The sequence below is a fragment of the Amycolatopsis sp. NPDC004378 genome (assembly GCF_053602455.1).
In genome coordinates this window covers 193,521-216,493 of sequence record NZ_JBSGDR010000007.1, presented here as the reverse complement: position 1 = coordinate 216,493, position 22,973 = coordinate 193,521, and the positions used below count along the sequence as shown (strand labels likewise).

General features: G+C 71.6%; 16 protein-coding genes and 1 pseudogene. 10 read left to right on the top strand and 7 right to left on the bottom strand.

Features of this window, described 5'->3' with window-relative positions; translation table 11 throughout:
• Window positions 1-42: 42 nt before the first annotated feature.
• Entirely contained in the window at window positions 43-2,601 is a 2,559-nt protein-coding gene (locus tag ACWEN0_RS22765; protein ID WP_451976761.1) for a LuxR C-terminal-related transcriptional regulator, read from the bottom strand.
• 61 nt (window positions 2,602-2,662) lie between these two features.
• Here ACWEN0_RS22765 and ACWEN0_RS22760 point away from each other — a divergent pair, with 61 nt between their 5' ends.
• From ACWEN0_RS22760 to ACWEN0_RS22735, 6 genes are all read left to right on the top strand, one after another.
• Window positions 2,663-3,829 (top strand): acyl-CoA dehydrogenase family protein, encoded by a 1,167-nt coding sequence (locus ACWEN0_RS22760; RefSeq protein ID WP_451976758.1) that lies wholly within the window; start codon window positions 2,663-2,665, stop codon window positions 3,827-3,829.
• Window positions 3,830-3,838: 9 nt separating this feature from the next.
• Window positions 3,839-5,500: an alpha/beta fold hydrolase gene (locus ACWEN0_RS22755; RefSeq protein ID WP_451976756.1), complete on the top strand. Its 1,662-nt coding sequence runs from the start codon at window positions 3,839-3,841 to the stop codon at window positions 5,498-5,500.
• On the top strand, window positions 5,497-6,291 hold the full coding sequence (locus tag ACWEN0_RS22750) for an alpha/beta fold hydrolase (protein WP_451976753.1): 795 nt from the start codon (window positions 5,497-5,499) through the stop codon (window positions 6,289-6,291). The genes ACWEN0_RS22755 and ACWEN0_RS22750 overlap by 4 nt, the downstream gene beginning before the upstream one ends.
• A 14-nt stretch (window positions 6,292-6,305) precedes the next feature.
• Window positions 6,306-7,808: a long-chain-fatty-acid--CoA ligase gene (locus ACWEN0_RS22745; RefSeq protein ID WP_451976749.1), complete on the top strand. Its 1,503-nt coding sequence runs from the start codon at window positions 6,306-6,308 to the stop codon at window positions 7,806-7,808.
• A gap of 146 nt (window positions 7,809-7,954) precedes the next feature.
• Window positions 7,955-8,281, top strand: coding sequence for a hypothetical protein (locus ACWEN0_RS22740; RefSeq protein WP_451976746.1), 327 nt, complete (start codon window positions 7,955-7,957; stop codon window positions 8,279-8,281).
• Window positions 8,282-8,285: 4 nt separating this feature from the next.
• A complete protein-coding gene (locus ACWEN0_RS22735) occupies window positions 8,286-9,356 on the top strand; it encodes a hypothetical protein (RefSeq protein WP_451976743.1) in 1,071 nt (356 codons plus the stop codon).
• Between the two features lie 8 nt (window positions 9,357-9,364).
• Here the strand turns inward: ACWEN0_RS22735 and catC are convergent, their stop codons facing one another.
• The 4 genes and pseudogenes from catC to ACWEN0_RS22715 form a co-directional block, all read right to left on the bottom strand.
• Window positions 9,365-9,646, bottom strand: a complete 282-nt coding sequence (catC, locus tag ACWEN0_RS22730; RefSeq protein WP_451976741.1) for a muconolactone Delta-isomerase — start codon at window positions 9,644-9,646, stop codon at window positions 9,365-9,367.
• A complete protein-coding gene (catA, locus tag ACWEN0_RS22725; RefSeq protein WP_451976738.1) occupies window positions 9,646-10,497 on the bottom strand; it encodes a catechol 1,2-dioxygenase in 852 nt (283 codons plus the stop codon). Before catA ends, catC begins: the two co-directional genes overlap by 1 nt.
• Before the next feature lie 25 nt (window positions 10,498-10,522).
• Window positions 10,523-11,626: a mandelate racemase/muconate lactonizing enzyme family protein gene (locus tag ACWEN0_RS22720; protein ID WP_451976735.1), complete on the bottom strand. Its 1,104-nt coding sequence runs from the start codon at window positions 11,624-11,626 to the stop codon at window positions 10,523-10,525.
• Window positions 11,626-12,523, bottom strand: a pseudogene (locus tag ACWEN0_RS22715) (LysR family transcriptional regulator). The gene ACWEN0_RS22720 and the pseudogene ACWEN0_RS22715 overlap by 1 nt, the downstream one beginning before the upstream one ends.
• A gap of 206 nt (window positions 12,524-12,729) precedes the next feature.
• On the opposite strand from ACWEN0_RS22715, the gene benA reads away from it, so the two are divergent.
• Genes benA through ACWEN0_RS22695 form a run of 4 tightly spaced genes read left to right on the top strand, consistent with a single transcriptional unit; the run spans window position 12,730 to window position 19,870 of the window.
• Complete coding sequence (benA, locus tag ACWEN0_RS22710) at window positions 12,730-14,091, top strand: benzoate 1,2-dioxygenase large subunit (RefSeq protein ID WP_451976732.1); 1,362 nt, start codon at window positions 12,730-12,732, stop codon at window positions 14,089-14,091.
• Window positions 14,088-14,594: a benzoate 1,2-dioxygenase small subunit gene (gene benB / locus ACWEN0_RS22705; protein WP_451976729.1), complete on the top strand. Its 507-nt coding sequence runs from the start codon at window positions 14,088-14,090 to the stop codon at window positions 14,592-14,594. Before benA ends, benB begins: the two co-directional genes overlap by 4 nt.
• Window positions 14,595-14,603: 9 nt before the next feature.
• Entirely contained in the window at window positions 14,604-17,189 is a 2,586-nt protein-coding gene (gene benC / locus ACWEN0_RS22700) for a benzoate 1,2-dioxygenase electron transfer component BenC (protein ID WP_451976726.1), read from the top strand.
• A 17-nt stretch (window positions 17,190-17,206) separates the two neighbouring features.
• On the top strand, window positions 17,207-19,870 hold the full coding sequence (locus ACWEN0_RS22695) for a LuxR C-terminal-related transcriptional regulator (protein WP_451976723.1): 2,664 nt from the start codon (window positions 17,207-17,209) through the stop codon (window positions 19,868-19,870).
• Window positions 19,871-19,923: 53 nt separating this feature from the next.
• On the opposite strand, the gene ACWEN0_RS22690 is transcribed toward ACWEN0_RS22695, so the two are convergent.
• Window positions 19,924-20,400 carry a (2Fe-2S)-binding protein gene (locus ACWEN0_RS22690; RefSeq protein ID WP_451976720.1) on the bottom strand — a complete coding sequence of 159 codons (477 nt, stop codon included), beginning with the start codon at window positions 20,398-20,400 and terminating at the stop codon, window positions 19,924-19,926.
• A gap of 11 nt (window positions 20,401-20,411) precedes the next feature.
• Window positions 20,412-22,748, bottom strand: a complete 2,337-nt coding sequence (locus ACWEN0_RS22685; RefSeq protein ID WP_451976717.1) for a molybdopterin cofactor-binding domain-containing protein — start codon at window positions 22,746-22,748, stop codon at window positions 20,412-20,414.
• Window positions 22,749-22,973 lie beyond the last annotated feature (225 nt).

The following is a 22,973-nucleotide window of genomic DNA, read 5'->3' as shown; positions in this document are numbered from 1 at the left end:
AGCGGCCAAGCGGTCTGCCGCGGCTCGCCTTTCGCGGGGCCTCTACAGGAGGTTGAGCTCGCGGGCCCGGGCGACGGCTTCCGTGCGGTTGCGGGCCTGGAGCCGGCCGAAGATCTGGTTCAGGTGCCACTTCGTGGTGCCGACCGTGATGAACAGCTTGTCGGCCACCTGCTGGTTCGACATCCCCGTAGCGATCAGCCCGAGGATCCGCCGCTGCGTTTCGGTCAGCGTCTCGACCACGCCGACGCCCTCGACCGTCCGCAGCTCCGAACCCCGTGCTGCCACCGCGGGCGTGCCCCGGAACCGGGACAGGAGGTCGGACACGAACTCCGGGGCCGTCGCGCGGACGTCCTTCAGCAGCGGGACGAGCGCCGCGCCTTCGTCGAGGAACGTGCGGCGGTAGCCGTCCGGGGCGGCGATCCCGACCGCCTCGGCGAGCAGGTCGCGCGCGTCGCGCCGGGCCAGCGCGCTCGCGACGAGGATCGCCACCAGGCTGCCGTCCCGGCCTTCCTCGCGGGCGCGTTCTTCGATCACGCCCAGCACGTCCAGGGCCTCCGACGGCGAGCCGCGCGCCAGCAGGAGCCGCGCGCGGGTCAGCTGCTCGTAGTCCGAAGAGGACGGTGGGTCGCCGGTGATCTCGTCGAACGCCTGCGAAGCCGCCGTGACGTTGCCGGAGCGCAGGTGCAGCTCCGCGATCGTCGCCACCACCAGCCGCGCGCGGCGGTAGTCCTCGGCCGCGTCCGCCTGGCGGCGCGCGGCCAGCAGCGCCTCGAACCCCTCGTCGACCCGGCCGGCCGCGTGGTGCAGCCGCGCCAGGGTCCGCAGGCCCAGCAGCGTGTACGACGTCGTGCCGAGCTGTTCGCACCGGGCGATCCCCTCGACCAGGCACCGGCGGGCTTCGGCGAGTTCGTCGCGTTCGTAGAGCAACGTCCCGAGCGGCACCTCGGCCAGGCCGGCCATCGGCGCGGAAGGGTGCCCGCGCAGCGCGTCGCGGCACAGCAGGACGGCTTCACGCAGCCGGCCCTGCACGTACAGCAGCGGCGCGAGGTAGCCGGTGGCCTCCAGCGCGCTCAGCGGGTTGCCGCTGCGCTCCCCCAGCCGGACGGCCTCGCGCAGCACCTCGATCGCGCCGCGCCGGTCGCCGGTCAGCCGCCGGGCCTGGCCCAGCACGCCCATCGCGGCCGCGCGGAAGAACGACGTGCTGTCGCCGAGCAGGTCCAGCGCCGCGGTCGCGAGCCCGGCCGCGTCGGCGGGACGGCCGTGCGTCAGCGCCAGGTAGGCCTGGAACGTCCGGAGCATCGCCTGGTCGAGCACGGGTGCGCCGGGCCCCATGCCCGCGTCGGCGATCGCGGCGTACGCCTCGGCGTCGTCGGCGCGCCCGCCGAGGTAGAGCAGCCAGCCCTTGAACCCGGCGAGGTCGGGCTGCGCGCGCAGCTCGTCCTCCGGCAGCCGGTTGAGCCACGACAGCAACGTCGCCAGCTCGCCCCGCCGGACCTGGTCCTCGGCCTGCTCGCGCACGGTCGCGACGGCCAGCCCGATCTCGCGGCCGGGCACCGCGTGCCGGATCGTCTCGGCCGGCATCCCCCGCGCCGAGAACCAGCGCGCCGCCCGCGCGTGGGACTCGACGGCGACGTCCGGGGCCAGCTCGCCACGCAGGTAGCCGGCGAACAGCCCGTGGTAGCGGTGCCACTCCCCCGCGTCGTCGATCGGCGTGAGGAACAGGTTGGCCCGCTCGAGGTCCCGGATCACCCGGTCGCTGCCGGTCCGCCCGGTGACGGCGTCGCACAGCGGCGACGACAGCGTCTCGAGCACGCTCGTGCGGAGCAGGAAGTCGCGGACGTCGGCGGGCTGGCCGGCCAGCACCTCCTCGGCGAGGTAGTCCAGCACGTACCGGTTGCCCGGCTGCAGCCGCACCGACGGCGCCGCCGTGGTGCCGTCGCGCAGGCCGATGCCCAGCATCTGCAGCGCCGCCGCCCAGCCCTCGGCGCGGCGGTTCAGCTCGCCGACCACGGCCGCGTCGACCGCCCGGCCGGTGACGGCGGCGAGCAGCCCGGCGGCCTCCTCCGGCGAAAACCGCAGCTGGGCCGCGCCGAGCTCGGCCAGCAGGCCCCTGCCGCGCCACCGTGCGAGGGGCAGGTCGGGTTCGGTGCGGCCGAGCAGCACCAGGTGCAGCCCGGGCGGGCAGTGCTCGACGAGGAAGGTCAGCGCGTCGAGGATCTCCGGTTCGGCGAGCAGGTGGACCTCGTCGAGCACGAGGACGCGCTCCTCGCCGACCAGGTCGTTGACGAGCCCGGTCATCACCGCGGGCGTCGACGCGGTGCCGGAGTCCAGCAGCGTGCGGCCGGCGCCGAGCGCGGTGACGAGGTAGTCGAGGAACCGGCCGGGGACGTCGTCGTCCTCGTCGAGGGTCAGCCAGGCCGAGCGGCCCCCGAAGTCCCGCAGCCACGCGCTGACCAGCGTCGTCTTGCCGAACCCGGCCGGCGCGGTGACGAGGGTGACCGGGTGCGCGGGCACCGCGTCGAGCAGGCGCAGCAGCCGCCCCCGGGCGACCGTGCCCGGGCGGGCCGGCGGCACCAGCAGCTTCGTCGCCACCACCTGCATAACCCCGAACCCTAACCTTGGACAGGGGTGCCGACCAGCGCGGAAACCTACCTTCATCCGCATGGACACCACGGACTTCTACCTCCTGGCCGACGACCTCCCGGCCGAGGACCGCGACCTGCTGCACCGGCTGCGCGAGTTCCTCGACAACGAGGTGGCGCCGGTCGCCACCTGGCACTGGGCGCGGGAACGCTTCCCCCACCACCTCGTCGCGCCGCTCGGCAAGCTCGACGTCGGCGGCCTCTCCTACACCGGCTACGGCCTGCCCGGCCGCACGAGCCTGCTCGACGGCTTCGTCACCCTCGACCTGGCCCGCACCGACCCGTCGTTCGCGACGTTCTTCGGCGTGCACACCGGCCTCGCCATGGGTTCGATCTACCTCTGCGGCTCCGAAGAGCAGAAGGCTCGGTGGCTGCCGCCGATGCACCGGTTCGAAAAGATCGGCGCGTTCGGCCTCACCGAGCCGGACGTCGGTTCCGCCGCTTCCCGCGGTCTCAAGACCACCGCCCGCCGCGAAGGCGGCGAATGGGTCTTGAACGGCGAGAAGAAGTGGATCGGCAACGCCACCTTCGCCGACGTCGTCGTCATCTGGGCCAAGGACGTCGAGGACGGCCAGGTCAAGGGCTTCCTCGTCGAGAAGGACACGCCCGGGTTCACCCCGACCAAGATCGAAGGCAAGATCGCGCTGCGGACCGTGCAGAACGCGCACATCCTCCTCGAGGACGTCCGTGTCGCGGAGAGCAACCGCCTGCAGCACGCGAACACCTTCGCCGACACCGCGGCCGTGCTCCGGATGACCCGGACGTCGGTGGCGTGGCAGGCCGTCGGCTGCTCCCTCGGCGCGTACCAGCGCGCGCTCGCTTATGCCAAGGAACGCGAGCAGTTCGGCCGCCCGATCGGCGGGTTCCAGCTCGTGCAGGACCTGCTGGTGAAGATGCTCGGCAACATCACCGCTTCGCTCTGCCTGGTCGCGCAGCTGTCCCGGCTGCAGGACGCCGGGAAGCTGACCGAGGAACAGGCTTCGCTCGCGAAAGCCTTCTGCACCACCAAGATGCGCGAGACCGTCGGCATGGCCCGCGAGCTCATGGGCGGCAACGGGATCCTCCTGGAGCACGAGGTCGGCCGGTTCGTCGCCGACGCCGAGGCCATCCACTCCTACGAGGGCACGCGCGAAATGAACACCCTCATCGTCGGCCGGGCGCTCACCGGCCGGTCCGCTTTCGTTTAAGGAGAACCCATGTCATCCCCGAGCGTGGCCGCCGACGCCATCGGCGGCCCCAACCCCATCGTCGGCTTCCGCCGCAAGGACCTCCTGGACTCGCTGCGCACGGTCGTCGGCGAGGCCGTCAAGCACCCGAAGCACACGACGGCGAGCCTGCGCCACCTGGCCAGGACCGCGGTCGCCGCCGCCCGCGGTCGCGGCGAGCTGGTGCCCGGCCCGAAGGACCGGCGCTTCAGCGACTCGGCCTGGACGCAGAACTTCCTCTACCGCCGGCTGCTCGGTGTCTACCTCGCGGCCGACGCCGAGCTGGACGCCTGGCTGGGCGGCAGCGAACTGTCCGAAGTGGACCGTGAACGGGCGAGGTTCGTGCTGTCGCTCGCGCTCGACGCGCTGTCGCCGAGCAACCTGCCGCTGAACCCGGCCGCGGTCAAGCGGTTCATCGACACCGGCGGCGAGAGCGCCGTGGAAGGCGCGCGGCACTTCGCCGGTGACGTCCGCCGCAACGGCGGCTTCCCGAGCCAGGTCGACACCGAACGGTTCACCGTCGGCGGGAACCTCGCCACCACCGAAGGCTCGGTCGTCTTCCGCACCGAGGTCCTGGAGCTGATCCAGTACGTCCCGCGCACCGAGCAGGTCTGGTCGCGGCCGCTGGTCATCGCGCCGCCGCAGATCAACAAGTTCTACGTCTTCGACCTCTCGCCGGAGAAGAGCCTGGTCAAGTACGCGCTGGAGCAGGGGCACCAGGTGTTCGTGGTCAGCTGGCGCAACCCGACCGCCGAGCAGCGCGACTGGGAGCTGGTGACCTACCTGGGCGCGCTCGAAGCGGCGATCGACGCCGTCTGCGAGATCACCGGCAGCCCCGACGTCACCCTCACCGGCGCCTGCTCCGGCGGGATCACGTCGGTGTCGCTGGCCGCCCACCTCGCCGCGCGCGGCAAGCCGGTGATCCACGCACTGACGCTGTTCGTGAGCGTGTTCGACATGGCCGAGGACAAGACCCTGCTCGGCGTGTTCGCCAGCGAGGAGACCCTGGCCGCGGCGAAGCGCCACTCCCACGTCAACGGCGTGCTCGACGGCCGCGAGCTGGCCCGGGTGTTCAACCTGCTGCGCCCCAACGACCTCATCTGGTCCTACTGGGTGAACAACTACCTGCTCGGCAAGCGACCGCCCGCGTTCGACATCCTCTACTGGAACAACGACACCACCCGGCTGCCGGCCGCGTTCCACGGCCAGCTGATCGACATCTACCGCGACAACTCCCTGGCCCGCCCGGGCGCGGTCGTCGTCGACGGCACCCCGCTGGACCTCGGCAAGATCACCGCGGACGCGTTCGTGATGGCCGGCACCACCGACCACATCACGCCGTGGGCCGCCTGCTACCGCTCGGCCCGCCGGCTCGGCGGCGACGTCGAATTCGCGCTGAGCAGCTCCGGGCACATCCAGAGCATCCTCAACCCGCCCGGCAACCCGAAGGCCGCCTACTTCCACAACGCCGACAACCCGGAGTCGGCCGAAGCGTGGAAGGCCGGCGCCACCAAGGTGAGCGGCAGCTGGTGGCCGCGCTGGATGGAGTGGCTCGGCGAGCGCGCGGGCAAGCAGGTCGACGCCCCGGCGGCCGTCGGCAGTGCGAAGCACCCGCCGATCGAGGCGGCGCCCGGCCGGTACGTCCGCGCATGACCACGGTCCGCGTGCGCGGGGTCGTCCTGCACGTCGACCACCGGCCCGGCGAGGGCACGCCCCTGCTGCTGTGCAACGGCATCGGGGCGAACCTCGAGCTGCTGGAGCCGCTGGTCGACGGTCTCGCCGCCCAGCCGGGGCGGCGGGTCCCGGTGATCCGGTTCGACATGCCGGGCACCGGCGGCTCGCCGACCACCCGGCTGCCGCGCCGGATGCCGCAGCTGGCGCGGATGCTCGCCGACCTCGTCACCGAGCTGGGCTACTACGAGGTGGACGTCCTCGGCATCTCGTGGGGCGGCGCGCTGGCCCAGGAGTTCGCGCACCGCCGCCCGTGGCTGGTCCGGCGGGTCGTGCTGTGCGCGACCAGTATGGGCATGGTGATGGTGCCGGCGAAACCGTCGGTGCTGCTCACCTTGGCCAGCCCGCTGCGGTACTTCGGCCCGGCGCACCTGCGCGAGACCGGCCGCCGGATCTACGGCGGCGGGTTCGGCACGGACCCCGGCGTCGCCGCGCACTTCGCCGAAGCCACCCGGGCGCCGGACCCGCTCGGCTACTACTGGCAGATCGTCGCCGGGGCCGGCTGGACCAGCGCCTGGTACCTGCCGAAACTGCGGCAGCGCGTGCTGCTCGTGGCCGGGGATGACGACCCGATCATCCCGGCCGTCAACGCCAAGCTGATGGCGCGGCTGCTGCGCCACGGCACCGTCCACATCGTTTCCGGCGGCGGTCACCTCGCCCTGCTCACGCACGCCGCCGAGCTCGTCCCCCTCATCCACCGCTTCCTGTCCTGAACGGAGCCGCTCCGATGCTGAACCTCGCCATGATGCTCGAAGAGAGCGCCGCCACCCTGCCGGGCCGCGACGCGCTCGTCGCCGGGGAGACCCGGCTGACCTACCGGGAGGTGAACGCCGCCGCCAACCAGGTCGCCCACCTGCTCCGGTCCCGCGGGATCGGCCGCGGCGACAAGGTCGCGCTCGCCTCGGTCAACATCCCCGCGTTCCCGGTCGTCTACTACGGGATCCTCAAGGCCGGTGCGGCCGTCGTGCCGTTCAACGTCCTGCTCAAGGGCCGCGAGATCGCCTACCACCTGGCCGATTCCGGTGCGAAGGCGTTCTTCTGCTTCGCCGGCGGACCCGGGCTGCCGCTCGGCGAAGAAGGCCGGGCCGGGTTCGGCGCGACGCCGTCGTGCGAGCACTTCTTCCTCGTCGACGAGTCCTTTGTGGACACCCTGACCGGCCCGACGTCGTTCGAAACGGCCGCCACCGAACCCGCCGACACCGCCGTCGTCCTCTACACGAGCGGCACGACCGGCACGCCGAAGGGCGCCGAGCTGACGCACGCCAACATGGTCCTGAACGCCCTGACCTGCCACAAGCTCTTCGGCACGGTCGAGCACGACGTCCACCTCGTGACGCTGCCGCTGTTCCACTCCTTCGGTCAGAGCGTCCAGCTCAACGCCGGGTTCGGCGAGGGGGCGACGCTGGTGCTGCTCCCCCGTTTCGACGCCCGCGCGGCGCTTTCGCTGATGCAGCAGGAGAAAGTGACGTTCTTCGCGGGCGTCCCGACGATGTACTGGGGCCTGGCCGGCGCCGACCCGGCCGCGTTCGACCTGGACGCCATCTCGGGCACGCTGCGGATGGCGGTGTCCGGCGGCGCCGCGCTGCCGGTGGAGATCCTGGAGCAGGTCCACAAGATCTACGGCGTCCGGATCCGCGAGGGATACGGCTTGTCCGAGACGAGCCCGGTCGCGACGTTCAACCACCCCGGCCGCGTCGCGAAGCCCGGTTCGATCGGCCAGCCGGTCTGGGGCATCGACGTCAAACTGGTCGGCAAGGACGGGACCGAGGTCCCCGAGGGTGAGGCGGGCGAGATCGCGATCCGCGGGCACAACGTGATGAAGGGCTACCTCGGCCGGCCCGAGGCGACCGCCGCGGCGATCCACGACGGCTGGTTCCGCACCGGCGACATCGCCACCCGCGACGAGGACGGCTACTACTTCATCGTCGACCGGGCCAAGGACATGATCGTCCGCGGCGGCTTCAACGTGTACCCGCGCGAGCTGGAAGAGGTGCTGATGACGCACCCGGCGGTGAGCCTGGTCGCGGTGGTCGGTGTTCCGCACCCGAGTCACGGCGAGGAGGTCAAGGCGTTCGTCATCCGCCGCCCGGGCGCGACGGTGACCGAGGCCGAACTGGTGGCGTGGGGCAAGGAGCGCATGGCGGGCTACAAGTACCCGCGGCTGGTGGAGTTCCGCGACGCGTTCCCGATGACGTCGACCGGCAAGGTCCTCAAGCGCGAACTGCGCTGACGGAGATTCACCACCCGAAGTTCGACAAACCATTACCGGCGCGCACTTTTCCGGTCTTTCGAAATGACTTCCGCCGGACGCCGGAAACGGCCCGTTCACCGATTCGGCGACAGGACGCGAGCCGTCCTGAACTAGGGTTCGTCGCCATGTGGCAGTACGCCCTCTGGGGCCTGATCGGCGCGGCGGCGAACCGGGCCCTCCTGCTGCTCGAAGCGAGTGAGCGGGCCAAGAAGTGGCCGTGGACGCCGCCCGACGGGCCGGGCGGCGGCCTCTACGCCACCTCGGTCGGGCTGCACCTGGGCATCGCCACCGCCGCGACGGCCGCACTCGCGACGACCACGATCATTTCCAACGGCTTCGTCGCCTTCGGGTTCGGGGCCGGCGCACCGGTCGTGGTGAAAAAAGCCTGCCGGTACGCCATTCGGTTGCTGCCCCCGGAAGAGCCTGCCCGCGAAATCGGCGGAGGCGATTGACACCGTGCCCCCTTCAGTACCCCGGCGCGTGCTCCACGCGCTCGCCGACTCCCCGGCGCCCGCCCACCGGCTCCCGGCCCACCGGCTGCCGCGGCTGGTCGCCGCGATGACGGACGCATCGCCCGCGTTCACCCCCGAAGAGACGCCGGACAGCTACGTCGTGCGGTCACCCCGAGCCCGCGTAACGGCCCGGCGGTGGGGCAAGGGCCTCGTCGGGGCGCTGTCCGCGGCCACGGTTCTGGTCCTGGGCGCGGGGTTCTTCATGCTGAACACACTGCCGTCGGCGGTCATCGGGGTCGCCGCCTCCGACGGCGGTTCCGGGCCGCCCTTCGCGGTGGCCGATCCCTGCGGGCTGCTCGACACCGGAACCCTGGACGCGCTCGGCCGGACGGAACTCGACGACACGACCGGCACGTTCGACCACTGCACGGCATCGGTCACGCGCGACGGACGTCGAGTGGCCGAGGTCGCCCTCACGCTCGCCACCGCGCACCAGCCCCGGTCGAGCGCCGACCTGGTCGTTGTCGACAGCTGCGAGCGGACCACCCCGCTGCGCGAGGACATCGTGGCGATCATCGACGCCGTCGACCGGGACGGCGACCCGTGCGCACTCGCCGACACCCTGATGGCCGAAGCGGCGACGGTCTTCCGCCAGCACGGGCTGCCGACGCGGGCGAGCAGCTTGCCACGCCAGTCCTTGATCGGCGCGAACGCGTGCAAGACGCTCGACCGGGCTCAACCGGCCTTGGGCCCCCCGAAACCCGGCTTCGGCAACTGGTCCTGCCAGTGGACGGCCGCCACCGGGACCACAGTGACCGTCCGGTTCGACCGGAGCGAACGGCCCCCCGCGACCACGCCGTTGAGTTCGCCTTCCGGCCACCCCTTGTTCATGACGGAGAAATCGACGCAGCACTGCGCGATCCAGGTGTCCTACCGGGAATTCCCAGCGGGCCCGGGAAAGACGATCACGGAGTTCGTCGACGTGGACGTCGCGGCGAAGAGAGCAACGGACCGTCCCTGCGACGAGGCGACCGCCCTCGGCACCGCCGTCGCGGGAATCCTGCCGTCGTCCTGACCCGCCGGTCAGTCCGCGATCTTCGACGGGTGCGCGGCCAGCGGGGTGACGTCGATGTCCATGTACGGGAACAACGGCAACCCCGACAACAGTGCGTGCAGCTCGTCGTGGTCGGCGACGTCCAGTACCGAGAAGTTCGCGTACTCCCCGGCTATCCGCCACAGGTGCGGCCACCTGCCTTCGCGCTGCAGCCTCTGGCTGTACGCCTTCTCACGCTCGATGAGGTCCGCTCGCGTGGCCGGGTCCAGGTTCGCCGGCAGGTGGACGTCCATGCGGACGTGGTACAGCATCAGGACCGCTCCGGGTCGAGGACGAAGCCGTATTCGATGGCCTCGCCGCCGTTCACCGGGCGGGGGTTCAGGAGCAGTTCCGGCTTGACCGCCGAGGCGATGTCGTCGTCGTTGTGCTCGTCGCCCGGGAAGTACAGCTGGGCCGTCAGCAGTTCGTGGCCCGGGGCCGACACCTTGACGTGCAGGTGCGCCGGGCGCCACGCGTGCCAGCCCGCCGCCGCGATCAGCTTGCCGCACGCGCCGTCCGTGGGGATCTGGTACGGGGCCGGGCGGACCGTGTGGATCTCGAAGCGGCCGGACTCGTCGGCGGTGAAGGACGCCCGCAGGTTCCACTCCGGGATGTTCGGCGCGAACTGGGAGTAGAAGCCGTCGGCGTCGGCGTGCCACAGCTCGACCTTCGCCCCGGCCACCGCGGACCCGTCGGTCGAGGTGACCTGGCCGGTCCACGTCAGCGGGGTGCCGGGCTCGTTCTCCCGCGTCGGGACCGAGCCGCGGGCGCCCTGCTCGGGAGCGTCGGGGACGTAGTACGGGCCTTCGATGGTGCCCTTGTTGCCCTCGCGGTGTTCGGTCGCGACCTCTTCGACGACGTGCTCGACCCAGACGTCCAGGAACAGCGGCCATTCACCGTCTTCGCCGACGCCGATCAGCCAGGACTTGAGCGCGTTGTACTCGTCGTAGCTGACCTTGTGCTTGCGGATCGTGCCGTGCACGGCTTCGAGGACTTCACGCGCGAGCAGGCTGACGCGCTCAGGCGGTGTCCCGGCGACGCCAGCGAACTTGTCGCTCTTGAAGCGCTCGGTGGCGTTGGCGCCCGAAGCCGCGGCGGTGGCGGTCTCGTGGATGGCGGTCATGAATCCTCCTTGATTCGTGGTGGGGTCAGTGGTCCTGGCGGTAGCGCCGGAGCTTTTCGGGGTCGATCGACGCGCCGAGGCCGGCGCCGGGCCGGACGGCGAGTTCGCCGTCGCTGATGCACAGCGGCTCGGTGAGCAGGTCGTCGGTCATGTCGAGGAAGTTGGACAGCTCGCCCGCGCGGCGTGAGGTCAGCTCGAAGGCGGCCCCGAAGGCGACCGTGCACAGGGAGCCGAGCTGGCCGTCGATCTGGTTGCCCATCACGACTTCCAGGCCGAGGCCCTCGGCGAGGTGGTGGGTGCGCTGCGACCGGGTGAAGCCGGTCCGGGCGGTCTTGATGCTCACCGCCGTCGCCGAGCCGCCGAGGACCTCGCGGGTGACGTCAGCGGGCGTCACGGCGGACTCGTCGGCGATGAACGGGACGTCCAGCCGCGAGACGAGCCACCGGCGGCCGAGGACGTCGTCGGCCGGGCACAGTTCCTCGGCGAAGAGCAGGTCGAGGTCGGCCATTTCCCGCATGGCCCGGGCCGACTCGGCGGCGGTCCAGCCGCGGTTGCCGTCCACGTAGAGGTCGACGCCGGCGCCGAAGTGCTCCCGCAGCGCGCGCACGACCGCGGTGTCGAGGGACACCGGGCGGCGGCCGACCTTGACCTTGAACGTCGTGATGCCGTGGGTCTGGCGCATCTTCTCGGCTTCGGCGACCATCGCGGCGGGCTCGTCGAACCCGAGCATGTGCGCCACGCGCATCCGGTCGGTGTAGCCACCGAGCAGCTCGGTCACCGAGACGTCGAGGCTGCGCCCGAGCGCGTCCCAGATGGCCATGTCGATCGCCGACTTGGCGGTCGGGTTGCCGACGGTGCGGGCGAGTCGCGTGTGGACGGTTTCGCGGTCGAGCAGGCTGAGCCCGGTGACCTGCGGCGCGAAGATCGAGTCGACGACGGCGATGATCCCGGCCTGGGTCTCGCCGTAGGTGAACGGCCGCGGCGGCGCTTCGGCGACGCCGACGACGCCGTCGTCGGTGTGCACCCGGACGAGGACGTGCTCGGCGGCGTGGACCTCGCCGGAGGCGAACCGCAGCGGTTTGCGGTAGGGGATCGCGAACGGGATCGCCTCGACGTGCGTGATCTTCATCAGCTGACCTCTGCCGGTGGTCGGGTGGACGGGAAGACGTCCTCGAGCGCGGCGAGGACGGTCGAGACGAGCGGGGATGGGGTTTCGCGGTGCCAGGCCAGCGCGAGTTCGACGGTCGCGGCCCCGGCCAGGTCCCGGAAGACGACGCCCGCCAGCGGCAGGGACCGTGCGGACGCGGGCACGACGCCGATGCCGAGCCCGCCGGCGACCAGCGCGAGCAGGGCCGCGGTGCCGGGGGCCTCGTGCTGCTGCCGCGGGGTGAAACCCGCTTCACGGCAGCTGCGCGCGACCGCCTCGTGCACCACCGAGTTGCGCCCGGTGTAGGTGACCAGCGGTTCGGCCCGCAGGTCGGTCATCGCCACCACCGGCTCGACGGCCAGCCGGTGGTCGGCCGGGACGGCGAGGATGAGCGGTTCGGCCTCGATCACGCGGAAGTCGATGTCGTCCCCGGTGACCGGCGGGCGCAGCACGCCGATGCCGAGCGTGCCGGTGCGGAGGAGCTCGCACTGCTCGGCCGTGAGCAGATCGGCGCGGACCTCCAGCTCGACCTGCGGGACCCGCTGTGCGAGCGCCCGGGCCAGGTGCGGCAGGTGGGAGAACGCGGCGGTCCCGGTGAAGCCGATCCGGACCAGGCCGAGCTTGCCTTCGCCGATCCGCCGGACGCCGCGCACCCCGGCGTCGACGGCCGCGAGCACCCGCTGGGCTTCGGCGAGGAAGAACTCGCCGGCCGGGGTGACCCGGACCTGCCGGGTCGTGCGGGCCAGCAGCGCCACGCCCAGCTCGTCCTCCAGCTGCCGGATGGTGTGCGACAGCGCCGGCTGGGCGATGTGCAGCTGCTCGGCCGCAGTGGCACGTCTCGGCGACGGTGGCGAAGTAACGCAGGTGACGCAGTTCCATGGCGAACCTCCTCACGAGCCGTTGCCGCCGATCTCCTCACGGTATGGACCAAGCTGATCGAAGACAAAGACTTGATTTCGACCGATTGATAAACAGTACCTATCAATCGCACCCTGGGTCAGATCTAGGCAGATGTCCGGTGTGACCGGTCGCACGGTCTGTCATGGTTCGGACGATCAGAGCCGATCCGCGCCGCTGGAGGATCCATGACCGAGATGCTGGAGCACGTGTCCGCCGTCGTCGCCGACGCCGTCGTCGAAGACCCCGAGGCGGGTGTCTACCGCGCGAACAGGCGGATCTTCACCGACGAAGAGGTCTTCGAGCTCGAGATGAAGCACATCTTCGAAGGCAACTGGATCTACCTCGCCCACGAGAGCCAGCTGGCGAACCCCGGCGACTACTTCACGACCTACATCGGGCGTCAGCCCGTGGTGATCACGCGCGACAAGGACGGCGGACTGCACTGCCTGATCAACGCCTGCGCCCACCGCGGGGCGATGATCTGCCGCCGCAAGACCGACAACCGCACCACGCTGACCTGCCCGTTCCACGGCTGGACGTTCCGCAACGACGGCAAGCTGCTCAAGGTCAAGGACCCCGACGGCGCCGGCTACCCCGACTCCTTCGACACCGACGGCTCGCACAACCTGACGAAGGTCGCCCGGTTCGAGTCCTACCGCGGCTTCCTCTTCGGCAGCCTCAACCCCGACGTCACGACGCTCGACGAGCACCTCGGCGACACCACCAAGGTGATCGACATGCTCGTCGACCAGTCCCCCGACGGCCTGGAAGTGCTGCGCGGCGCGTCGACCTACACCTACGACGGCAACTGGAAGGTCCAGGCCGAGAACGGCGCCGACGGCTACCACGTCACCGCCACGCACTGGAACTACGCGGCGACGACCGCACGCCGGAACACCGGCGAGTCCAAGAACAGCACCAAGACCCTCGACGCGGGCAGCTGGGGCAAGTCCGGCGGCGGCTACTGGTCCTACCCCAACGGTCACCTGTGCCTGTGGACCTGGGCGGGCAACCCGCAGGACCGTCCACTGTGGAACCGCATGGAAGAGCTGAAGGAGAAGTTCGGCGACGCCAAGGGCGAGTTCATGGTCCGCGGTTCCCGCAACCTCTGCCTGTACCCGAACGTGTACCTGATGGACCAGTTCTCCACGCAGATCCGGCACTTCCGGCCGATCGCGCCGGACCGGACCGAGGTCACCATCTACTGCATCGCGCCGAAGGGCGAGAGCGCCGACGCCCGCGCATGGCGGATCCGCCAGTACGAGGACTTCTTCAACGCCTCCGGCATGGCCACCCCGGACGACCTGGAGGAGTTCCGCTCCTGCCAGCTCACCTTCCGTGCCACCGCCGCGCCCTGGAACGACATGAGCCGCGGCGCGCGGCACTGGCTGACCGGCCCGGACGAGGTCGCCGAGGCCCTCGGCATGAAGGGCGTCATCTCGGCGGGCAAGAAGAACGAGGACGAAGGCCTGTACCCGGTCCAGCACGGCTACTGGCGCGAAACCATGCGGGCCGCGATCGCCGCGGAGCGAGGAGAAACCCGATGACCACCGCCGAAAAGACGATCACGCAGCACGACATCGAGCAGTTCCTCTACCGCGAAGCCCGCTACCTCGACGACCGCGAGTTCGAGAAGTGGCTGGCGTGCTACGCCGACGACGTCGTCTACTGGATGCCCTCCTGGGGCGACGACGACCTGCTCACCGAAGACCCCCAGACGTCGATCTCGCTGATCTTCTATCCGGACAAGGGCGGCCTGGAGGACCGGGTGTTCCGGATCCGCACCGAGCGCTCCAGCGCGACGTCGATCCCGGAACCGCGGACCAGCCACAACATCACGAACGTCGAGCTGATCGAGCGGCGCGGGGACCTCGTGGACGTCCGGTTCAACTGGCACACCATGTACTTCCGGTACAGGACCGTGGACCCGTACTACGGGACGTCGTTCTACACCCTCGATTTCTCCGGCCCGGCGCCGCTGATCCGCCGCAAGACCGTGGTGCTGAAGAACGACTACATCCACCACGTCGTCGACGTCTACCACATCTGAGGTCCGGCCATGACGCACCAGATCGCACTGTCCTTCGAGGACGGTGTCACCCGGTTCATCACCTGCGCGCCGGACCAGACCGTCGCGGACGCGTCCTACCGGCAGCGCATCAACATCCCGCTCGACTGCCGCGACGGCGCCTGCGGCACGTGCAAAGCGTTCTGCGAGTCCGGCGAGTTCGACGGCGGCACCTACCTCGACGACGCGCTCTCCGCGGACGAAGCCGAGCGCGGCTACGTGCTGCCGTGCAGCATGAAACCGAGGTCCGACCTGGTCCTGCGGATCGCCAGTACCTCGGCGGTCGCCAAGACGCAGGCCGCGACCTACCGGGCGACGCTCACCGCGCTCGACCGGCTCTCCCCCACCACCGTGGCCGTCACGCTCGAGACGCCGGAGCGGGACAAGCTCGCCTTCCTGCCCGGCCAGTACGTCAACATCGCCGTACCGGGGACGGGGGAAAGCCGGTCGTACTCCTTCAGCAACGCCCCGGACGAGAAGCACCTGACGTTCCTGGTGAAGCTCACCCCCGGCGGCGTGATGTCGGAGTACCTGACCGAGCGCGCGAAGCCGGGCGACGAACTGACGTTCACCGGTCCGCACGGCAGCTTCTTCCTGCGCGAGACCGAGCGGCCGGTGCTGCTGCTGGCCGGCGGCACCGGGCTCGCGCCCATCCTGTCGATCCTGCGCACGCTGCGCGCGGCGGGCTCGACGCGGCCCACCCACCTGGTCTACGGCGTCAGCACCGACGACGACCTCGTCGAAGTCGAGACGCTCGAGGAACTGGCCGCCCAGGTCGAAAACCTCACCTGGGACCACTGCGTGGCCGACCCGGGCAGCACCGCACCCCACAAGGGCTACGTCACCACCCTCATCCGCGACGAGCACCTGCACGACGGCGACGTCGCCGTCTACCTCTGCGGCCCGCCGCCGATGGTCGAGGCCGTCCGCACGCACTTCTCCGACGCCGGGTTCGAACCGACGGGCTTCTACTTCGAGAAGTTCGCCCTCGCCGCCGGCAGCGCCGAACCGGTCGTGGCCGAGCCGGAACCCGCGGTCGTCCTGCCCGCGCCGCGGCCGGCCGAGCAGCCCGGCGCGAGCCGCACCCTGGCCGGGCAGACCGTGCTGCCCGAGGCCGCCCTCGCGGCCCTGAACGGTGGTGCGGCGCGGCCGGCCGCCGAGGAAGCCGCCACCGCCCGCACGATCGCCGGCCAGCCGATCTGGCCCGGCGACGGCGGCGGCACGCGCGGGCTCGACGTCGGCGAACCGGTGCTCGCGAACCCCGCGGCCCGGGCGCTCGCCGGGCAGGAAATCTTCGCCGTGCCCCCGGCTCCCACGGACCCGGGCCGCTACGAGATCGGCGAAGAGCACCCGTCGGTGCACGAGTCGGACGCCGTGTTCGAAGCCCGCCAGGCCCTCGAACTCGGCGCGCTCGAACTCACCATCGGCCGCCTGTCCACCCGGCAGCTCGCGGGCTACCGGCTGCTCGCCGAATCGGCCGTGCCCTTTGTGGACGGTGACCGGTTCGTCGACGCCGCCGCCTACACCGAGGCGAACGCGGCCTTCCACGACTACCTGTTCACCCTCACCGGCAACGAGCACCTCCTGCAGGCCTACCGCGCCCTGGGCGTGAAGGGCCACATGGAAGCCACGCTGCGGGGCGCCACCTGGTGCCACCCCCGCTGCACCCAGGACCACCTCGACATCGTGACTGCCTTCGAAGCCGGCGACCGCACCACCGCCCGGCGGCTCATCGCCGAACACGCGGACCGCTCGAAGGTCACCACCCGGCGGGCCATGGCCGGCCCGGACCCCCGTCGCGGGTTCGTCACGCCCGGCCGCTTCGACGGCAAGGTCGTCGTCGTCACCGGCGCCGCCCAGGGCATCGGCGAGCGCACCGCGCGCCGGATCGCGGCCGAAGGCGGCTCGGTCGTCCTGGCCGACCGCTCGGACCTCGTCGAAGGCGTGGCCGGCGAACTGGCGGGCCAGGCCGTGGTCGCCGACCTGGAGACGTGGGAAGGCGCGCAGGCCGTGGCCGAGGCGGCGCTCGCCCGGTTCGGCCGGATCGACGTGCTCGTCAACAACGTCGGCGGGGCGATCTGGTTCAAGCCCTTCACCGAGTTCTCCCCGGCCGAGATCGAAGCCGAGATCCGGCGCTCGCTGCTGACCACCCTGTTCTCCTGCCGGGCGACGCTGCCGTCGATGGCGGCCCGGGGCCACGGCGTGATCGTCAACGTGTCCTCGGCGGCCACGCGCGGGATCCACCGCATCCCGTACTCCGCGGCCAAGGGCGGGGTCAACGCCGTCACCGCGTCGCTCGCCTTCGAGTACGCCGAGGCGGGGATCCGGGTCGTGGCGGTCGCTCCGGGCGGCACCGAGGCCCCCGCGCGGCGCGTCTCCCGCGGCGGCTCGGCGCTGGAGACCGAGCGTGAGCAGGCGTGGTTCCGGGCCCACGTCGACCAGACGCTCGAGTCGTCGCTGCTCAAGCGATACGGCACGCTGGACGAGCAGGCCGCGGCGATCGCGTTCCTGGCCTCCGACGAGGCCTCGTACGTGACCGGGACCGTCCTGCCCGTGGCCGGGGGCGACCTCGGCTGAACCCGCGTGAGGTGGACGTGACACGACCGGCGGAGCCGCTGATCGGGCGAGCGGAGCTCGTGGCCGGCCTGGAGCAGGGCCTCCGGACCGGCCACCGGTTCGTGCTGCTGGCCGGGCCGCCCGGCATCGGCACGTCGGCCATCGCCGAGCAGCTCGCGCAGCGCCACCAGGGACCCCGCCACCGCATGACCGCGGCGGCGTGGGAGTCCGGGTGCCCGTACGCCCTGCTCACCCAGGCGTTCCCCGGCTTGCCGACGTCCGAGCCGCTCCGGACCGCCGGCGAACTCGCCGGCCGGCTCGAGCCCGGCACCCTGCTCGTCATAGACGACGCGCACCTCGCCGACGAGGCGTCCCTGCAGACCTTGGCCTCCGCCCTGCGTCACCACTCCGACGCGCACCTGCGGGTCATCGCCACCGCCACCACCGGCGACCCCCGCGCCGGTGCCGCGGCGCTGGACCTGCTGCCGCGCATCGCGACCGACCACCCGCTGATCCCGCCGCTGGACGCCGCGCAGATCAGCGAACTCGCCGCGTCCTACGGCGTCGCGCTCCACCCCTCGATCGCCGAACGGCTGCTGCGCCACAGCCTCGGCCGGCCGAAGCCGGTGGTGGAGCTGCTCACCGAGCTGCCCAGGACGACCTGGACCCGGTTCGACCCCACGCTGCCCGCCCCGGCCGTCGTCGACGCGCGCGTCCGGCGCGACCTCGCGGCGTGCTCGCCGGCCGCGCGGCGGTTCGCCGAAGCGGCGGCCGTCCTCGGCACGGACACCCCGGTCCAGGACGTCCTCGCCCTGGCCGAACTCGACACCGATCCCCTGGAACTGCTGGACGAAACCGCCGCCGCCGGGCTCGTCCGGCTCGCTCCGCGCGGGCTCACCAAAGCCGGCCCGCCCGACCCGATGGTGCGGGCCGCCGTCCTGGGCGAGCTCGGCCCGGCCCGGCGCGCCGCGCTCCAGCGGCGGGCCGCGGAGCTGGTCGACGACCCGGTCCGGGCCCTGCGGCTGCTGGCCGCCGCCAGCCCGGTACCCGACGCCGCCGTCGCCGCCCGGCTGGACGACCTGGCCCGGGAGCGAGCCGCCGAAGGCGCCTGGGGCACCGCCGCGACCCTGCTCAGCGACGCCGGCGGGCTGACCGACGACCCCCGGCTGCGGCAGGCCCGCATCACCCGGGCCGTCGACGCGCTGATCGGCGCCGGCGACGTCTTCCGCGCGGCGGCCCTGGTCCCCGAAGTCGAAAGCACCCGCGAAACCCCGCTGCGGGACGCCGTCCTCGGCTACCTGGCCGTGGTCCGCGGCCGCGCCGCCGAAGCGGGCACCCGGCTGCGCCGCGCGTGGGACATCGTCAACCCCGGGCGCGACCCGGACACCGCAGCCCTCATCTGCCAGCGCTACGTCCTCGACGCCCTCGCCCGCTACGACGGCCGCGACCTCGTCCTCTGGGCCGACCGCGCCATCGAGCTCGCGGGCGCCGACACGCCCCCGGCCGTCGAGGCCGCCGCCATCCGCGGCCTCGGGTTGGCCGCCACCGGACGCGCGAAGCAGGCCCGGCGCGACTACGAGCAGCTCACCACCCGCCTGCGTCACGGCGCACAGGCCCAGCGCGCGACGATGGCGCGGGGCTGGCTCAACCTGCTCACCGACCGGCTCGACGACGCCCGCCTCGACCTCGAAACCGCGATCCCCACCAGCTACCTCGGCGGCTCCGCGCGGATCTCGCTGTGGGCCCGCGCCTGGCTGGCGCGCACGCAGTTCCTCACCGGCGAGCTCGACAGCGCGCTCACCACCGTGCGCGATGCCCTGCACCTGCAGGAGCGCACCGGAATCCTGCTGACCGGCCCGTTGCTGTCGTGGACGGCCGTGGCCGTGCACGCGCTGCGCGGCCAGTGGGACACCGCCGAGGCGCTGCTCCTGCACAGCGCCCCCGGCGCGAGCGACTACCCGATCATGCGCCTCCCGAGCCACTTGGCGCGGGCCCACGTCGCCGAAGCCCGCGCCGACCACGCCGGGGTGCTGCGCTCGCTCCACCCGTTCACCCGCCCGGCGCCGTCGTCCAGTGCGGACGAGCCCGGCCACTGGCCCTGGCACGACATGTACGCCCACGCCCTGATCCTGCTCGGCCGGCTCGACGAAGCCGGCGAGTTCCTGGTGCCGCACGAAAAACTGGCCGCCAAGCGCGACCACGCTTCGGCCCGCGCGCGCCTCGCCGCGGCCCGCGGCCGGCTCCACGGCGTCCGGGGCGACGTCGCCGCCGCGACCGCGTCGTTCGACGAAGCCCTCGAGCGGATCGCCACCCTGCCCCTGCGCTACGACCAGGCCCGCATCAACTTCGGCTACGGCCAGACCCTGCGCCGCCTCGGCCGCCGCGCCCGCGCCGACGTCGCCCTCACCGCCGCTCGCGACGGCTTCGCCGCGATGGGCGCGACGACCTACGTCGACCGCTGTGACCGCGAACTGAAGGCCGGCGGCGTCCACCTCGCGCGTTCGGACTCGACGTTGACGCCGCAGGAGGAGGCCGTCACCCGGCTCGTCGCCCAGGGGATGTCGAACAAGGAGGTCGCCGCGGAACTGTTCCTGTCGAGCAAGACCGTCCAGTACCACCTGACCCGCGTCTACGCGAAGCTCGGCGTCCGCTCGCGGACCGCGCTCGCGGCCCGGTACAACGCCCCGGCCGAAGGGGCCTGACCCGCCGGAAGGTGGCCGGAACCCGCGGGCTCCGGCCACCTTCCGCGCCGGGACTACATCTTCGTGGCGCCGGCCTTGATCGCCTCGCGGATGCGCGCGTAGGTGCCGCAACGGCAGACGTTGCGGATCTCGTCCAGGTCGCTCTCGGCGATTTCCCGGCCCTCCGCGCGGACCTGCTTCACCTTGGCGACCGCGGCCATGATCTGGCCGGGCTGGCAGTAGCCGCACTGGGCGACGTCGTACTGCAGCCACGCCTCCTGCATCGGGTGCAGGTCAGCGCCCACGGTGGCGGGCAGGCCTTCGATCGTCGTGATCTCGTCGGTGGCCTTGACGTCGGCCACCCGCACCGAACACGGGTTGAACGCCTTGCCGTTGAAGTGCGACGTGCAGGCCTTGCAGACGTTGATGCCGCAGCCGTACTTGGGCCCGCGCACGCCGAGGACGTCACGCAGCACCCACAGGACCCGCACGTCGTCGTCGACGTCGACGGTCACCGGCTTCCCGTTGAGGACGAAGGTGTGCTTGCTCATCGATCTTCTCCTCAGTAGGTGTGGTCGAGGCCGTCGGTGGGCGACTCGGGCACGGGCGGGACGAACGACTTGACCTCGAAGCCGATCGGGTCGTCGTGGTTGATCGGGAACCGCTTCGGGACCTTCCCGGTCGCGCGGGCGTAGGCGCACGCGACGGCCGCGTACGAGCACGCCACCCCGGCTTCCCCGCCGCCGCCGGGCTGCTCGCCGTGCGAGGGCATGACGATGGCCGTGAAGTCGGTCGGCATGTTCCACTGGCGGGTGTAGAAGTAGTTGTCCCAGCTGGCTTCGAGGAAGTGGCCGTCCTTGAGGTGCACGCTGCTGGTCAGCGCGAGCGCCATGCCGTCGGCGAAGCAGCCCGTCATCTGCGCTTCCAGGCCACGCGGGTTCACCACCAGGCCCGCGTCGATGGCGATGACCGCCTTCGTGACGCGCGGCCCGCCCACGCCGTCGCGGATCTTGCGGTTCACCGTCTCGGGCCGGCAGTCCAGCTCCACCAGGCACGCGCTCGCGCCCTTGTACTCCTTGTGGATCGCGATGCCCTGCGCGAACCCGGCGGGCATCTTGCGGCCCCAGTTGCCGACGTCGGCGACCTTGCGCAGCACGCCCTTGACGACGTCGCTCTTGAGGAACTCCAGCCGGAACGCCAGCGGGTCCTTGCCCATCGTCTTGGCGAGGATGTCGACCATCAGCTCGGCGGCGCAGCCGGTGTCCGGCGAATAGACGTTGCGCATCGAGCCGGTGTTGAAGCGCTGGTCGGTCTCGGTGAGCAGCTGGTCGACGACACCGAAGTTGTACGGCACCTCCTGGGTCAGCGCGAAGACGGTCTCCGCGACGCCGAGGTTGCCCAGCCCGGTGGGCAGCTTGGTCGCGACGGCGGTGAGCATCTCGCCGAGCCCGTGCCGGAACGACGTCTCGACGGAGGTGACCCGCTGCTCGAACGTGAGCACGTTGCCGGCGAGGATCGTGGCGCGCAGCCGCGAAGTGCACATCGGGTGCAGCCGGCCCTGGCGCGGTTCGTCGGCGCGGTGCCACATCAGCCGCACCGGCTTCCCGAACGCCTTGGACGCCTGGGCGGCCTCCACCGCGTGGTTGCCGAACAGCTTGTGCCCGAACGAACCGCCGCCGGTGATGACGTTGACCTTGACCTGCGTCTGCAGCAGCCCGACCGCCTGCGCGACCTCTCCCTGGGCGACGATCGGCGACTTCAGCCCGGCCCAGATCTCGGCACTGCCGGGCCGGACGTCGGCCACCGCGCAGTACGGTTCGAGCGCGGCGCTGGAGCGGAACATGAACTCGAAGTCCACGTCGACGGTCTTGGTCAGCAGCGGCACCTTGGGCACGGCGAGCGGCAGTTCGGCCTTGCGCAGGTTCGCCAGGACGGACTCGTCGTCCTGGCCTTCGACGCTGCCCGCGCCCCAGTCGACCTTCAGCGCCCGCACGCCGTCGATGCACTGGCCGAACGTCTCCGCGCGGACGGCCACCCCGGTGGGGATGATCGCGACGTCGGTGACGCCGGGCAGGTTCAGCACGTCGGCCTTGTTCTGGATCGCCTTCGGCGTGCCGTTGAGCGTCGGCGGCCGGCAGATCATCGTCGGCAGCGCGCCCGGGACGTCGATGTCCATCGCGAACTGCTTGCGGCCGGTGACGATGTCGAGCGCGTCGACGCGGTTCTGCGGCTGGCCGAGGACCTTGAACGCGGTCGCGGGCTTGAGCTGGCTCGGATCGAGCTTCACCTGCTTGGTCTGGCTCGCGGCGGCCTTCGAGGCGAGCTGGCCGTAGGTCGCGGACGAGCCGTCCGGCGCGGTGATCACGCCGGCCTTGGACTTGAGCAGGGCGACGTTCGAGCCGAGCAGGATGGCGGCGGCCTCGAGCAGCTGCAGCTTCGCGATCGCCGAAGCGACGCGGATCGGTGTGAACGTCGAGATCGTGGTGTTCGACCCGCCGGTGAGCTGGTTGAAGACGAGCTCGGGGCGCGCCGGGGCCAGGCTGACGCGCACCTTCTCGACGGGCAGGTCGAGCTCCTCGGCGATGATCATCGCGGTCGAGGTGGTGATGCCCTGGCCCACCTCCATCCGCGGGAGCTCGAAGGACGCGGTGCCGTCCGGGTGGACGGTCACGGTGACGAGCTGCGAGGTCGGCAGGGCGGCGTCGGTGAGGGCGTCGTTGAGGTCGTAGAGCTCGGGCGGCTGCGGCAGGGAGGGCACGGCGGCGGCCGCGGGCGTGCTCTGCGCGACGTCGGCGGCGACGACCAGGGTGCCGGCGGCGAGGACGTAGCCGAAGAAACCGCGGCGGGAGACGCCCTTGGGCGTGTCCCCGACGTCCGGAGCGTCGTGGCTGAGGGTCACACTGCTCCCCTTTCGAGATGGTGGGGCGGTGGGAGGGGTTCCACCGGGTTCGGGAAGTGGTGAGACATCACCATGCCCGGCAAATGGAGCAGTGGGTGTCCAACTTTTGGACACTTCCAGGCCCCTGACCTGCGTATCCTCGGGTGCTTCACCGGAAAGAGTGAATAACCGGATGCGACGTCGCTCGTTCCCGCTGTAGCCGTTTTCCGACCGGCTCGCAGCCGC